Origin of the sequence: Streptomyces sp. NPDC018833 (assembly GCF_044390825.1) — a bacterium.
GTDB lineage: Bacteria > Actinomycetota > Actinomycetes > Streptomycetales > Streptomycetaceae > Streptomyces.
The window spans coordinates 261,192-274,590 of record NZ_JBIRZM010000001.1 but is presented as its reverse complement, the minus strand read 5'-3'; the positions used below and the strand labels follow the sequence as shown (position 1 = coordinate 274,590).

Annotated in this window: 15 protein-coding genes; 9 read left to right on the top strand and 6 right to left on the bottom strand. The window is 71.6% G+C overall.

Features of this window, described 5'->3' with window-relative positions; genetic code table 11:
• Window positions 1–320: 320 nt before the first annotated feature.
• Window positions 321–491 (top strand): hypothetical protein, encoded by a 171-nt coding sequence (locus tag ACH5AF_RS01255; RefSeq protein ID WP_398899207.1) that lies wholly within the window; start codon window positions 321–323, stop codon window positions 489–491.
• Between the two features lie 23 nt (window positions 492–514).
• Here the strand turns inward: ACH5AF_RS01255 and ACH5AF_RS01250 are convergent, their stop codons facing one another.
• The 3 genes from ACH5AF_RS01250 to ACH5AF_RS01240 are packed head-to-tail and all read right to left on the bottom strand — an operon-like array spanning window position 515 to window position 3,680.
• Window positions 515–1,312: a sugar phosphate isomerase/epimerase family protein gene (locus tag ACH5AF_RS01250; protein ID WP_398899761.1), complete on the bottom strand. Its 798-nt coding sequence runs from the start codon at window positions 1,310–1,312 to the stop codon at window positions 515–517.
• Between the two features lie 29 nt (window positions 1,313–1,341).
• On the bottom strand, window positions 1,342–2,532 hold the full coding sequence (locus tag ACH5AF_RS01245) for a dihydrodipicolinate synthase family protein (RefSeq protein WP_398899206.1): 1,191 nt from the start codon (window positions 2,530–2,532) through the stop codon (window positions 1,342–1,344).
• Window positions 2,529–3,680, bottom strand: coding sequence for a Gfo/Idh/MocA family protein (locus tag ACH5AF_RS01240; RefSeq protein WP_398899205.1), 1,152 nt, complete (start codon window positions 3,678–3,680; stop codon window positions 2,529–2,531). Before ACH5AF_RS01240 ends, ACH5AF_RS01245 begins: the two co-directional genes overlap by 4 nt.
• 138 nt (window positions 3,681–3,818) lie before the next feature.
• On the opposite strand from ACH5AF_RS01240, the gene ACH5AF_RS01235 reads away from it, so the two are divergent.
• Window positions 3,819–4,961 carry a LacI family DNA-binding transcriptional regulator gene (locus tag ACH5AF_RS01235; protein WP_398899204.1) on the top strand — a complete coding sequence of 381 codons (1,143 nt, stop codon included), beginning with the start codon at window positions 3,819–3,821 and terminating at the stop codon, window positions 4,959–4,961.
• Window positions 4,962–5,396: 435 nt separating this feature from the next.
• Here ACH5AF_RS01235 and ACH5AF_RS01230 read toward each other — a convergent pair whose 3' ends face one another.
• Complete coding sequence (locus ACH5AF_RS01230; protein ID WP_398899203.1) at window positions 5,397–5,831, bottom strand: hypothetical protein; 435 nt, start codon at window positions 5,829–5,831, stop codon at window positions 5,397–5,399.
• Here ACH5AF_RS01230 and ACH5AF_RS01225 point away from each other — a divergent pair.
• The 4 genes from ACH5AF_RS01225 to ACH5AF_RS01210 all read left to right on the top strand — a co-directional run bounded on the left by ACH5AF_RS01225 (window position 5,819) and on the right by ACH5AF_RS01210 (window position 8,493).
• Window positions 5,819–6,004, top strand: coding sequence for a hypothetical protein (locus ACH5AF_RS01225; RefSeq protein ID WP_398899202.1), 186 nt, complete (start codon window positions 5,819–5,821; stop codon window positions 6,002–6,004). The genes ACH5AF_RS01230 and ACH5AF_RS01225 overlap by 13 nt on opposite strands.
• A gap of 71 nt (window positions 6,005–6,075) precedes the next feature.
• A complete protein-coding gene (locus ACH5AF_RS01220) occupies window positions 6,076–7,026 on the top strand; it encodes a GNAT family N-acetyltransferase (protein ID WP_398899201.1) in 951 nt (316 codons plus the stop codon).
• The gene (locus tag ACH5AF_RS01215) at window positions 7,023–7,799 is read left to right on the top strand and encodes a sugar phosphate isomerase/epimerase family protein (RefSeq protein ID WP_398899200.1); all 777 of its coding nucleotides are present in this window, start codon (window positions 7,023–7,025) and stop codon (window positions 7,797–7,799) included. Before ACH5AF_RS01220 ends, ACH5AF_RS01215 begins: the two co-directional genes overlap by 4 nt.
• 85 nt (window positions 7,800–7,884) lie before the next feature.
• On the top strand, window positions 7,885–8,493 hold the full coding sequence (locus tag ACH5AF_RS01210) for a DUF6058 family natural product biosynthesis protein (protein ID WP_398899199.1): 609 nt from the start codon (window positions 7,885–7,887) through the stop codon (window positions 8,491–8,493).
• Here the strand turns inward: ACH5AF_RS01210 and ACH5AF_RS01205 are convergent.
• Window positions 8,457–8,750, bottom strand: coding sequence for a DUF1266 domain-containing protein (locus ACH5AF_RS01205; protein WP_398899760.1), 294 nt, complete (start codon window positions 8,748–8,750; stop codon window positions 8,457–8,459). The genes ACH5AF_RS01210 and ACH5AF_RS01205 overlap by 37 nt on opposite strands.
• 255 nt (window positions 8,751–9,005) lie before the next feature.
• Window positions 9,006–9,920 carry an EamA family transporter gene (locus tag ACH5AF_RS01200; RefSeq protein ID WP_398899759.1) on the bottom strand — a complete coding sequence of 305 codons (915 nt, stop codon included), beginning with the start codon at window positions 9,918–9,920 and terminating at the stop codon, window positions 9,006–9,008.
• A 160-nt stretch (window positions 9,921–10,080) separates the two neighbouring features.
• Here ACH5AF_RS01200 and ACH5AF_RS01195 point away from each other — a divergent pair, with 160 nt between their 5' ends.
• From ACH5AF_RS01195 to ACH5AF_RS01185, 3 genes are all read left to right on the top strand, one after another.
• Entirely contained in the window at window positions 10,081–11,028 is a 948-nt protein-coding gene (locus tag ACH5AF_RS01195) for a LysR family transcriptional regulator (RefSeq protein WP_398899757.1), read from the top strand.
• Window positions 11,029–11,289: 261 nt separating this feature from the next.
• A complete protein-coding gene (locus tag ACH5AF_RS01190) occupies window positions 11,290–11,415 on the top strand; it encodes a hypothetical protein (protein ID WP_398899198.1) in 126 nt (41 codons plus the stop codon).
• Between the two features lie 159 nt (window positions 11,416–11,574).
• Window positions 11,575–13,398 carry a glycoside hydrolase family 3 protein gene (locus ACH5AF_RS01185; RefSeq protein WP_398899197.1) on the top strand — a complete coding sequence of 608 codons (1,824 nt, stop codon included), beginning with the start codon at window positions 11,575–11,577 and terminating at the stop codon, window positions 13,396–13,398.
• The last annotated feature ends 1 nt before the right edge of the window (window position 13,399 follow it).

The window sequence follows — 13,399 nt, the reverse complement described above, 5'->3', positions numbered from 1 at the left end:
TACGAGCTGGTACGCCCCGCTCTTGGGGCAGACAACCCCGCGGTTGGCATCCGCCTTCGCTCCGTCGAATTCACGGCGCAAAGGACTGTTGTGCTTCTTACTGCCGGGATGCCAATCGAGTTCGTCGCGCATCTCCAGGTAGTAAAGATCTGATGGAACTCCTGGCGAACGACATCTCCGTGACCCTCACCATCAGGGGACACGTGGCCAGCGACTCTCAGACCATCCTTACTCCCGAAGTGATGCGCCGCGTGGCTCGGCTGGGCATCCCTTTGGTCCTCGCACCCAGCACAAGCGAACGGTGACGACCATGTCGAGACTTGAGCGACTACAGGTCAGAAGTCGCCGCCCTCGCCATGGATGGATGGCTGCGCCAGGAGCTCGGCCTGCCCGATGTCGGAATCTCTGCTGAATTCGACAAGGCGGCCGACTCGGTGAAATTCGACTGGGGTACCGTAGGCCCGTTCGCCGATGACTTCCTCCCACGCTGAGTCAGGCCTCGACGTGCACTTCTTCAGAACACTTCCGACACAAACCTCCTCACCGTCTCCCCCAGCGCCTCCCCTCCGTCCCGCGCCCACAGCCCGTCGTTGAACAGCTCCACCTCGACGAAGCCCGTCCAGCCCGCCGCCTCCATCCGTTCGCGCCACTCCCGCATGTCGATCGATCCGTCGCCGAGTTGGCCGCGGCCGGTCAGGACGCCCGCCGGCAAAGGCGTGACCCAGTCCGCCAGCTGGAACGAGTGGATGCGGCCGGCAGCGCCCGCACGAGCCACCGCCGCCGGGGCCCGGTCGTCCCACCAGACGTGGTAGGTGTCCACGACCACGCCCACCTGGGGCGCCGGGAAGCGTTCCGCCAGGTCGAGGGCCTGGTCCAGGGTCGAGACCACACAGCGGTCGGAGGCGAACATCGGGTGCAGCGGTTCGATCGCGAGACGGACGCCCCGTTCGCCCGCGTAAGGGCCCAGCACCGTCAGCGCGTCCGCGATCCGTTCGCGTGCAGCCGCCAGGTCGCGGCTGCCCCCCGGGAGGCCGCCCGAGACCAGGACCAGGGTGTCCGTGCCGAGGGTGGCCGCCTCGTCGACCGCCGCGCGGTTGTCGTCCAGCGCGCGGGCGCGGTCGGCCGGGTCGAGGGCTGTCAGGAAACCGCCGCGGCACAGGGACGTGACCGTCAGGCCCGCGTCCCGTACGAGCTTGGCCACCGCGTCCAGGCCGTATTCCGCGACCGGTTCACGCCACAGGCCCACCGCCGGGACGCCCAGGCGGGCGCAGGCGTCGGCGAGGGCCGGCAGGGACAGTTGCTTGACCGTCATCTGGTTGATGCTGAGGCGCGAGAGGGGATTCACCGAGGGACTCCGTAGACCGTCAGCAGGGACTTCATGCGGGACTCGGCCAACGCGGGGTCCGGGAACAGGCCGAGGCCGTCAGCCAATTCGTACGCCCGGGCCAGATGAGGCAGCGAGCGCGCGGACTGCAGGCCACCGACCATCGAGAAGTGCGACTGGTGGCCGGACAGCCAGGCGAGGAACACGACACCCGTCTTGTAGAAGCGGGTCGGGGGCTGGAAAAGGTGGCGGGACAGGTCGACCGTGGGATCGAGGAGCGTGCGGAAACCGTCCGCGTCCCCCGTGTCCAGGACCCGTACCGCTTCCGCCGCCAGCGGGCCCAGTGGGTCGAAGATGCCGAGCAGCGCGTGGCTGAAGCGTCCTCCCGCCGACGGCTCCTCGCCCGCGATCAGCTCCGGGTAGTTGAAGTCGTCGCCCGTGTAGCAGCGCACGCCCTGCGGCAGACGCCGACGCAGGTCGACCTCCCGCTGCGCGTCGAGGAGCGAGACCTTGATGCCGTCGATCTTGTCGGGGTTGGCCGCGATCAGGTCGAGGAAGACCGAGGTGGCCTCGTCGAGGTCGGTGGAACCCCAGTAGCCCTCCAGCGCCGGGTCGAACATCGGGCCCAGCCAGTGCAGGATCACCGGCTCCGATGCCTGGCGCAACAGGTGGGAGTAGACGGAGTGGTAGTCGTCGCAGCTGCGGGCCGTCGCCGCGAGGGCGCGGGAGGCCATCAGGATCGCCTGCGCGCCGGTGGACTCGACGAGCGCGAGCTGCTCCTCGTAGGCCGCCCGGACAGAGTCCAGGGACACGGGTCCGGTCAGCTGGTCCGTGCCCACGCCACACGCGATCGCGCCGCCGACCGCCTTCGCCTCGGCCGCCGAGCGGCGGATCAACTCCGCCGCGCCCGCCCAGTCCAGGCCCATCCCGCGCTGCGCGGTGTCCATCGCCTCCGCGACGCCCAGGCCGTGCGACCACAGGTGCCGACGGAAGGCGAGGGTGGCGTCCCAGTCGACGGCGCTGGGTGTCCCGCCGGCGGAGCCAGGGGGAGAGTCGGGCGTGGTGTCGGCGTACGGGTCGGCCACCACGTGGGCGGCGGAGAAGACCGTACGGGAGGTGAGCGGCGCGCCGGGCGTGAAGTGGAGCGGCTCCGTGCGAGGGGCGTACGCGCGGAGTGTGCCGTCACCGGCAGGGAGTCGGATCGTCACAGCGCCAGCTCCGGTACGTCGAGGCGACGGCCTTCCGCGGAGGAGCGCAGGCCGAGTTCGGCGAGCTGCACGCCGCGCGCGCCGCCCAGCAGGTCCCAGTGGTACGGCTCGTCCAGCGCGACATGGCGCAGGAACAGCTCCCACTGGGCCTTGAAGCCGTTGTCGAACTCCGCGTTGTCCGGGACCTCCTGCCACTGGTCGCGGAAGGACTCGGTGACGGGGAGGTCAGGGTTCCACACCGGCTTGGGTGTGGCGGAGCGGTGCTGGGCACGGCAGTTGCGCAAGCCCGCGACCGCAGAGCCGTGGGTGCCGTCGACCTGGAACTCCACCAGCTCGTCGCGGTGGACGCGTACGGCCCAGGAGGAGTTGATCTGGGCGATCGCGCCGCCCTCCAGCTGGAAGATGCCGTACGCGGCGTCGTCGGCGGTCGCCTCGTACGGCTTGCCGTCCTCGTCCCAGCGGCGTGGGATGTGCGTGGCGACCTGCGCGGTGACGGAGGTGACGCGGCCGAACAGCTCGTGGAGCACGTACTCCCAGTGCGGGAACATGTCGACGACGATGCCGCCGCCGTCCTCGGCGCGGTAGTTCCACGACGGCCGCTGTGCCTCCTGCCAGTCACCCTCGAAGACCCAGTAGCCGAACTCGCCGCGCACGGAGAGGATCTCGCCGAAGAAGCCGCCGTCGACCAGGCGCTTCAGCTTCAGCAGGCCCGGCAGGAAGATCTTGTCCTGGACGACGCCGTGCTTGATGCCCGCGGCGGCGGCGAGGCGGGCCAGTCCGAGGGCGCCCGCGAGATCGGTGGCAGTGGGCTTCTCGGTGTAGACGTGCTTGCCCGCGGTGATGGCCCTCTTCAGCGCCTCGACGCGGGCGGAGGTGACCTGGGCGTCGAAGTAGACGTCGATCGTGTCGTCCGCGAGGACCGCGTCCAGGTCGGTTGAGGTCTCCGTCAGTCCGTGCCGGTCGGCGAGGGCGTGCAGCGCGTGCTCGCGGCGGCCGACGAGGACGAGCTCGGGCCACAGGACGTCGCCGTCCCCGAGGTCGAGACCGCCCTGCTCGCGGATGGCGAGGAGGGAGCGGACCAGGTGCTGGCGGTAGCCCATCCGCCCGGTGACGCCGTTCATCGCGATCCGCACTGTCCTGCGTGGCATGAAGGTACCTCCATGTTCCCCTCGATTTTCCCGAGATCCCTCGATATGGGCGTAGCAAGCGCTTTCTACCCCGTATGAAGCTAGCCTGCCGACAGCGGCCCGGACAAGGGGGCCGGTCCGTCTCCTGCGGAGGAAGCGATGACAGTCACCCTGGCGGATGTGGCGGCGCGCGCCCGGGTGTCCCCGGCGACCGTGTCCCGCGTGTTGAACGGCAATTACCCGGTCGCGGCGTCCACCCGCGAGCGGGTGCTGCGGGCGGTCGACGAACTCGACTACGTACTGAACGGCCCCGCGAGCTCGCTCGCCGCCGCGACCTCCGACCTGGTCGGCATCCTGGTCAACGACATCGCCGACCCCTTCTTCGGGATCATGGCCGGGGCCGCCCAGACCGAGATCGGCGGGCAGGAGGGCTCGGGGCGGGCCGGTGGCCAGAAGCTGGCCGTGGTGTGCAACACCGGCGGCTCCCCGGAGCGTGAGCTCACCTACCTGACGCTGCTCCAGCGCCAGAGGGCCGCGGCCGTGGTACTGACCGGCGGCGCGATCGAGGACCCCGAACACATCGCGGCGATGAGCACCAGGCTGACGAAGCTCGCGGACGCGGGGACGCGGGTGGTGCTCTGCGGGCGGCCGCCGCTGCCCGGCAGCGACGCGATCCTGGCGTCGCTCGCCTTCGACAACCGCGGTGGAGCGCGGCGCCTGACCGAGCACCTGATCTCGCTCGGACACCGGCGGATCGGATACGTCGCCGGGCCCGTCGAGCGCACGACGACGCGCCACCGGCTGGAGGGCCACCGGGCGGCGATGGCTGCGGCGGGCCTGGCGGGCGGGGCGGGGTACGGGTCGGCGGGCGGATCGCTCGGCGGGGCGGCGGGCGGATCGGCAGGCGGGCCGGTCGGCGGCGACGCGGACGAGGACCGGCTGACGGTGCACGGACCGTACGACCGGCGCTCGGGCTACGAGGCCACGCTCGAACTGCTGCGGCGGGAGCCGTCGCTGACAGCCGTCGTGGCCGCGAATGACACGGTGGCGCTGGGCGCCTGCGCGGCGCTGCGCGACCAGGGGCTGCGCATCCCCGACGACATCTCGGTGGCGGGCTTCGACGACCTGCCGTTCTCGATCGACGCGGTGCCGGCGCTGACGACGGTGCGGCTGCCGCTGTTCGAGGCGGGGTCGCGAGCGGGGCGGCTGGCGATGGGCAAAGAGGCGCCGCCGCCGGGAGGTATCGCGACGATCGCGGCGGAGCTGATGGTGCGCGACTCGACGGCGGCGCCGGGGCGGTGAGACGAGGCTGCGGCGCGGGAGCGGCGGTGACGCGGGGACGGCGGCGCGGGAGTGGCTGTGGCGCGGGACGGCGGCACGAGGACGGTGGCGCGGGAGCGGCGGTGACGCGGGAACGGCGGCACGAGGACGGTGGCGCGGGAGCGGCGGTGACGCGGGAACGGCGGCACGAGGACGGCGGCGCGGGAGCGGCAGTGACGCAGGTGAGCGCTGGGCGCCCCGGCACACTGAGGGGCGCCTCGCGGTCCGCAGCGCTCACGGCTACGCGGGCGGCGTCCGGTTGAGCGCTGCGCGCTCGGCACACCGAGGGCATCCGCACCGGCTACGCGGTCGCCGTCCGCAGGCACTCCTCCGTCGCCTCGCGTACCCCGGCCGCCGTCTCCGGCGCGAGCAGGCCCTCGACCGACGGCATGTCCCGCAGCGGCTGGGCCACCGACGTCAGGACCGCTGCCCGTTCCTCAGGGGGAACCAGCGCGATTCCCTCGCGCAGCGCCGCCAGGCCCTCCGGTCCCCTGCCGGTGAGCAGCAGCGAGTCCGCGGGGTCGAACAGCGCCCAGGGTCGCTCTCGCCGAAGTCGTGCACGGTGAACGGCGCCAGGTGGTGCAGTGGTGCAGTGGTGCAGTGGTGCAGTGGTGCAGTGGTGCAGTGGTGCAGTGGTGCAGTGGTGCAGTGGTGCAGTGGTGCGAAACGCTCGACGACCTGGCCGGTGTCCCCGCCGCGCAGACCGGTCAGCAGGAGTTCGACGCTGGCCGCGTTCATCAGCGGGTAGGTGCTGTTCCCGCTGAGACGGCTCGCCCGCTGGTAGCAGGCCAGGGCCCGTTCCAGTGCGTCGGCGTCGAGGCCGGCGGTGGTTACCGGCGGTGGTACCGACAACAGCGGAACTCATCGCGCTCCTCTGCCTGATCATGCTCGCCACCGTCGTCTACGCCACGGCCGGTCCGGAGGCCTTCGCGCCCGTGACGGGAGTCGGCGAAGGTGAGTCGGCGGAGGTGTGTTCACGACCTGGCGCGGACGGCCGCGACGGTGAGGGACACACGATGGGGTGATGAACCTTGTGGGAGCGAGACCGCACGACTTACCTTTGACTCAGTCAAAGGTAAGTCCTCTGGAGGCCGCCATGTCCGTCCACGAAGTCCGTGCCTTCAACCGCTTCTACACCAACGTCATCGGCGCGCTCGACTACGGCAAGCACCTCTACACGCCGTACACGCTCACCGAGTCGCGTGTGCTGTACGAGCTGGCCCACAGCCCCCGTACCGACGCCGCCGACCTGCGGACGGAGCTGTCGCTCGACGCGGGGTATCTGAGCCGGCTCCTCGGCAAGTTCGAGCGGGACGAGCTGGTGGAGCGGGCGCCGTCCGAGGCCGATCCGCGGCGGCAGCGGATCACGCTCACCCCGCGCGGGCGTGAGGCCGCGGCCGTGCTGGACGAGCGGTCGCGGCGGGCCGTCGGGGCGCTGCTGGAGGGGGTGCCGGAGCGGGAGCGGGAGCGGCTCGCCGAGGCGATGCGCACCGTCCGCGAGGTGCTGGCCGGTCCCCGGACCGACCGTGTCGCGGAGCCCGTCCTCCGCGACCCCGGCCCCGGTGAGCTGGGGTGGATAGTGCAGCGTCACGGCGCGCTGTATGCGGCGGAGTACGGGTGGACCACCGAGTTCGAAGGTCTCGTCGCGAGGATCGTCGCCGATTTCGCGCAGGATCACGACCCGCAGCGGGAGCGGGTGTGGATCGCCGAGTCGGACGGCCGTCCGGTGGGGTCCGTGATGTGCGTACGGGACGATGCCCCGGCCGCCGCGCGACTGCGCCTGCTGCTCGTCGAGCCGGAGGCCCGCGGACACGGCCTGGGTGACCGGCTGGTGCGCACGGCCGTGGATTTCGCGCGCGCTGCGGGGTACCGGGAGATGGTGTTGTGGACCAACGATGTGCTGGACGGCGCCCGCCGGATATACCAGCGGACCGGATTCACGCTCGTCGCGGAGAAGCCGCATCACTCGTACGGGGCGGATCTGGTCGGCCAGGACTGGCGACTGCCTCTGCAAGAAGCGCCCCTGCAGGAAGGACAGTCCTCATGAAGTTCGCCTTCTCGACCCTCGGCGTGCCGGGAATGCCGATAGCGGATGTGGCAGCGCTCGCCGCCGGGACCGGATACCAGGGTGTGGAGCTGCGCACACACCCGGAGGAGCCGGTGCATCTGGACCTGAGCACGCCCGAACGGCAGGCGGTGCTGCGGGAGTTCGAGGAAGCGGGCGTCGAGATCCTGGGAGTCGCCGGATATGCGCGGGTCGCGGCCGCGGGTGACGACGGTCCCGTCCTGCTGGAGCTCGACCAGTTGGTCCGCCTGGCCGGGGACCTGGGGGCGCCGTTCGTCCGTGTCTTCCCCGGTGGCGGTGAACAGGACCCGTCCGAGGCAGACGGAATCGCGGCCCGGCGGCTGGGCGCGGCCGCGGAGACCGCGGCGAGCGCGGGCGTGCGCATCCTGCTGGAGACGCACGACTCCCACCGCACGGGCGCCGATGTCTCCCGCGTCCTCGGCACCGTCGGCCACAAGCACGCGGGGGCGCTGTGGGACGTGATGCACCCGTGGCTCGGCGGCGAGTCCCCCCGGGCGACCCATGCCAGCCTGAGTCCGTTCCTCGGGTACGTCCAGGTCAAGGACGTGGCCTCGCGGGACGACCTGACCCCGGTCCCGCTCGGCGCGGGCCTGCTGCCGCTCGCCGAGTGCCTGTCGTTGGCTGACCCGGACGGCTGGGTGTGCTGGGAGTACGAGAAGCGCTGGTACGAAGAGGCGGCGGAGTTGCCGGGGCTGCTGGCTGCGGGGCGGGAGCATCTGGCGGGACTGGTCTGAGGAGGCGGCGGGGACGGTTCGGCCGGGACCGAAGCGCTGCGCGTCCAGCATGGGAACGACGGTGTCCCACGAGGAACGAGGTCCCATGTACGAGGACGAACTGGCCGAGCGCTTCCGCCGGATCAACGGCGACCACCCGATGACGCCCGCGGACGACGCTTACGTCACCGCGCAGTTCACCGAGCTGGAGGAGCTGTGCGCGGCCGAGGGACACGATCCCGGGGCCGTACGCCTGACGATGCTGGCGGGGCTGCTTCCGCTGCCCGGATACCTGCGCTCCGACGGCGCGGAGATGGTCCCACGGGACCTGTTCGCGCTGACGGAACGGGCGGGCGGGCCGGAGCGGCTGGAAGCATGGTTCACGGCGCACTGGGCGGATCGGTCGGTGGGACGGCGGGAGTGGGAGGCGTATCTGAGCGGACAGTACGTGTGCCTGCACTCGGTGAGCCCGGCCATGATCCAGCGCAAGGAGCGGTTGACGGCGGCCATCACGGCGGCACCGTCGGAGCCGGACGCGGGCTCGGCGGGGTGGACGGCCCGGCTGCATGCGCTGATCGACGAACTGGACGCGCTGGAGCCGGCGTTCAGCACCTACGACCGCCTCCGCTTCGGCGGCCCGACATCGCGTGACGTGTGCGTCGACGCGATGCGGGCGCGCTATCCGCGCGGCGCGGCTATCGCCACGGGATCGTGAGCCAGGGGCTTTCGGGGTTGGTGGTCAGGAATCGTGGGCCTCGGCGATCTCGGTGTGTCACGGGTCCAACTCCTCCTCGTCGAAGTGGAGGCGCCTGTCCAGCACGAACCGGCGCCGCAGTCCGCCCAGGAGCGGTACGTGACGCGGGTAGCCTCGCCGGCGCGGAGGACAGACCGTTCCGGCTCCGGCACGTCGCCGAAGCGGGCGGCCACCCCCCACCGGGCCATGCTGACCGCCCGGCCGTAGTCCCAGGCCAGAACGGAGCGGACATGGCGGCCGTCCGGCAGCAGGCCGTCCGCACGGAAGCGGGCCTCTAGCGGGTGATGCGGCCTATCAGCTGCTGCACGCCGTTGACGGCGGATTCGGGCACCGGCTCCGGTTCCCGGTTACGCCGCATGACGTGCGCCGCGGCCTGTCACTGGGCGGCGGTGCTCTGTTGGGCGAAGCCCTGGTGAGAGGGCGGCGGCGTGGACACGATGCACTCCCCCGTTGATCAGCCGGAGGAAATACCTTCACTTCCGCCCGGCCGCGACCGGCTCCGCGTCCGCCGGCGGGCTCACCGGCCCGGCCTGCCGCCCGCCCGGCAGCGACGTCAGCGCCACGCCGCCCACCAGCAGCGATGCCGCGCACCAGCGCAGGGGGCTGATCGGCTCGCCGAGGAACAGAGCCGCCGACGACATGCCGAACACCGGGACCAGCAGGGAGAACGGGGCCACCGAGGAGGCCGGGTGATGGCGCATCAGGAAGCCCCACGCACCGAAGCCGAAGATCGTGGTGATCCAGGCGACGTAGATCACGACGCCCGCGCCCGTCCAGTCCAGCGAGCGCAGCGCCTCGACATCCCGGTCCACGCCCTCCGTGAGCAGGGAGAGTGCCAACAGCGGGAGGACCGGGACGGTGCTGACCCACACCATGAAATTGAGCGCGTCCGGCGGCGACGCCTTGCGGGTGAGGACGTTGGAGACGCCCCAGCAGGCCGCCGCGGCGACGAGCAGGACGAAGCCCACCATGGGGCCGGACGTGCCTTCGTCGACGGCCGCGACCGCGATGCCGGCCAGGGCGACGGCCATGCCCAGGACCCGTACCGGGCCAGGCCGTTCGCCGAGCGCGACGAAGGCGAACAGGGCGGTGAAGACGGCCTGGATCTGGAGGATCAGCGAGGACAGTCCGGCGGGCGCGCCCTGGTCCATGCCCGTGAAGAGCAGGCCGAACTTGGCGACGCCCAGCACCAGTCCCACCCCGACGATCCACTTCCAGGCGACCTTGGGGCGGCCGACGAAGAAGACCGCGGGCAGTGCCGCCGCGAGGAAACGCAGGGCGGAGAAGAACAAGGGCGGGAAGTGGCCGAGGCCGATCTCGATGACGACGAAGTTGACGCCCCAGACAGCGGCGACGAGTGCCGCCAAGGCGATGTGGGCGGGAGGCATGACACGGACAGGGCGCATGGCATCGAGCATCGAGCCGCGCTACCGTGTAGCACCAGCACGGATTCCTTCATAGTTGGATGAAGCGCTGCTTACGAAAGCGTGCGGAAACGCGGGCCGGCGAGGCACAAGACGCGCAATGGGATGCGAAGGGGAGGGCATCGTGCTCGATCTCGGCCGGCTTCGCGCCCTGCACGCCGTCTCCGTCCACGGCTCGGTCGGCGCCGCTGCCGCCGCGCTCGGCTACACGCCGTCCGCGATCTCCCAGCAGATCGCCAAGCTGGAGCGGGAGACTGGTACGACGCTGCTGGAGCGGCAGGGCCGCGGCGTTCGCCTCACCGACGAGGCGCAGCAACTGGCCGAGGCGGCCCAGCAGTTGCTGTCCATCGTCGAGGAGGCGGAGGTGCGCCTCGAGGAGCGGCGCGGTGAGCCGTCCGGCCGGCTCGCCGTCGCGTGTTTCGCCACCGCCGCCCGCGGTCTGATGCCGCTCGTGCTCGCCGATCTCGCCCGCCGCCACCCCTCCCTGGACGCCCGCCTCCAGGAGATCGATCCGCATCTGTCGATCGACCTCGTCGCCCGCGGCGCGATCGACCTGGCCGTGGCGCACGACTGGGACATCGCGCCGATGCCGACGCCGCCCGGTGTCGAGCAGGCCGTCATCGGCGACGACCTGTGCGACGTGCTGGTTCCGGCGGACCATCGGATGGCCGGCGAGAAGTCCCTGCGGCGGGAGCAGCTCGGCGGCGAACGGTGGATCACACAGCCGCCCGGCACGGTCTGCCACGACTGGCTGATGCGCACGCTGCGGGCGGCAGGCCACGAGCCGCTGATCGCCCACCAGGCCGAGGAGTACCACACCCAGGCGGCCCTGGTCGCCGCCGGGCTCGGCATCGCACTGGTCCCCCGGCTGGGGCGCGGTCCGCTGCCGCCGCGGGTCACGATCGTAGGGCTGGATCCGGCGCCGAGCCGGCGGCTGCGGGCGCTGTGGCGTACGGGGGCGGCCAGGCGGCCCGCGATCACGGAGACGGTCCGCACGCTGAAGCGGTTGTGGCCGCAGGTCGCCGACCAGGGTGAACAGGTCACCGAGGACGGTCGCGAAGTCATCGGGTGATGGCCTTCGCCGGCGGCCCGTGCACACCGGGTTGATCGCCCTCGTCCGCGACTCCCCACACCGGCGACGGGCTCGACGGGCTCGTCCTCGCCGACGACTTCGACGAGCCGGGCGGCTGAAGGGCCGGAACCTGACCGCTGCGGGCCGCACGGTCCAGCGGCGCACCTGATCCTGCCGCGCGGACGGCGCGGGAACCGGCATGCACGACGATGCCCATGGCATCTGTCGCGTCGCGCGTCGGCCGGGCGGGAGTTCAGCACGGTGATCACGCGCGGCCGGTCGCCGTCCTCACCGGGTGGATCGGCCTTCACGGCAACCGACTACGCGGTGGTGTTCGACGCGGACGGCACCGAGCGCGTACGGCTGACGCCGCCGCAGCAGACGTGACTACCCGCCGCGACGGGCCCTCGGCGGGCGGCCAATCGTGGTGTTTCTGCGCGGGGCCTTGACCTGGCAGTTACTTTCCAGATATCCGTGGCATCTTGGCAGTTTCCTTCAACCCCCCTTGTGCAACTCCCCCGCTCTGCAAGGCCGGAAGGAGCACCAGTGCACAACCGGAGCCTCTCCAGACGCACCCTTCTCACCGCGACCGCGACCGCGGTCGCCGCCGGGGCGGTCGCCACCACATCGCCCGCCGCCGCGTCATCCGCTGCCGCCGGTACCCGCGACCGCCTCAAGCGCCTCATCTCCCGGATGAGCCTGGAGGAGAAGGTCGGCCAGCTCTTCGTGATGCGGGTCTACGGGCACTCCGCCTCCGCGCCCGATCAGGCCGACATCGATGCCAACCTCAAGGAGATCGGCGTCCGCACGGCCGCCGAACTCGTCGCCCAGTACCACGTCGGCGGCATCATCTACTTCGCCTGGGCGCACAACACCCGTGAGCCGCACCAGATCGCGGACCTGTCCAACGGGATCCAGCGTGCCGGCCTCGCCCAGCCCACACCCGTGCCGCTGCTGATCTCCACGGACCAGGAGCACGGCATCGTGGCCCGCGTCGGCAGGCCCGCCACGCTCATGCCCGGCGCGATGGCGCTCGGGGCGGGCGGCTCACGTTCCGCGGCCCGCACCGCCGCGCACATCGCGGGCGCCGAACTCGCCGCGATGGGCATCATGCAGAACTACGCGCCCGTCGCCGACGTCAACGTGAATCCGGCCAACCCGGTCATCGGCGTACGGTCCTTCGGCGCCGCCCCGGCCGCGGTCGCCCGTATGGTCGCGGCCCAGGTCACGGGCTACCAGGCGGCGGGCATCGCGGCGACGTCCAAGCATTTCCCCGGCCACGGGGACACCACGGTCGACAGCCACACCGGCATCCCGGTCATCACCCACACCCGCGAGGAGTGGGAGCGGATCGACGCGCCGCCCTTCCGGGCGGCGATCGACGCCGGGATCGACTCGATCATGACGGCGCACATCCAGTTCCCCGCGCTGGACCCGAGCAACGACCCGGCCACGCTCTCCCGTCCGATCCTCACCGGCATCCTGCGCGAGGAACTCGGCTACGACGGCGTCGTGGTCACGGACGCGCTCAACATGCAGGGCGTACGGGACAAGTACGGCGACCACCGGGTGCCGGTGCTCGCCCTGCTCGCCGGTGTGGACCAGCTGCTCAACCCGCCGGACCTGGCGGTTGCCTGGCACGGGGTGCTGAGCGCGGTAAGAAGCGGTGAGCTCAGCGTCGCCCGCATCGAGGAATCGATCCTGCGAATTCTGCTGCTGAAGGAGAAACTCGGGCTCTTCCGCGACCCGTTCGTCTCCCACGCGGGTGTGGACCGCACGGTCGGCACCGGTCCGCACCTGTCCGCCGCCGACCGGATCGCCGAGGGCACCATCACCCTGCTGACCAATCCCGACGGGCTGCTGCCGCTCAGCCGCCGCAGCACCCCGAACGTGCTGGTCGTCGGCGCCGACCCGGCCTCCCCCAGCGGCACGACGGGCCCGCCGACGTCCGTGCTGGGGAAAGCCCTCACCGAGCTGGGTTTCGTCACGAGCGTGCTGTCCACCGGCACGGCCCCCAGCAGCGCGAAGATCGCCGAGGCGGTGGCCGCGGCGCAGGGCAAGGACGTCGTCGTCGTGGGCACGTACAACGTGGTGGCGACCAGTTCGCAGCGCACGCTCGTGGACCGGCTGGTCGCGACCGGCCTGCCCGTCGTCACGCTCGCCATTCGCAATCCGTACGACATCGCCCGGCTGAGCGGGGTGCGGGCGGCGCTCGCGAGCTACTCGTGGACCGACGTCGAACTGCGCGCCGCCGTCCGGGTGATCGCCGGCGCGGCCGAACCGCGGGGCAGGCTGCCGGTCCCGGTGCAGCGCGCCGACGACCCGGCGCGGGTGCTCTTCCCGATCGGGCACGGGCTGTCGTACGGCTGAC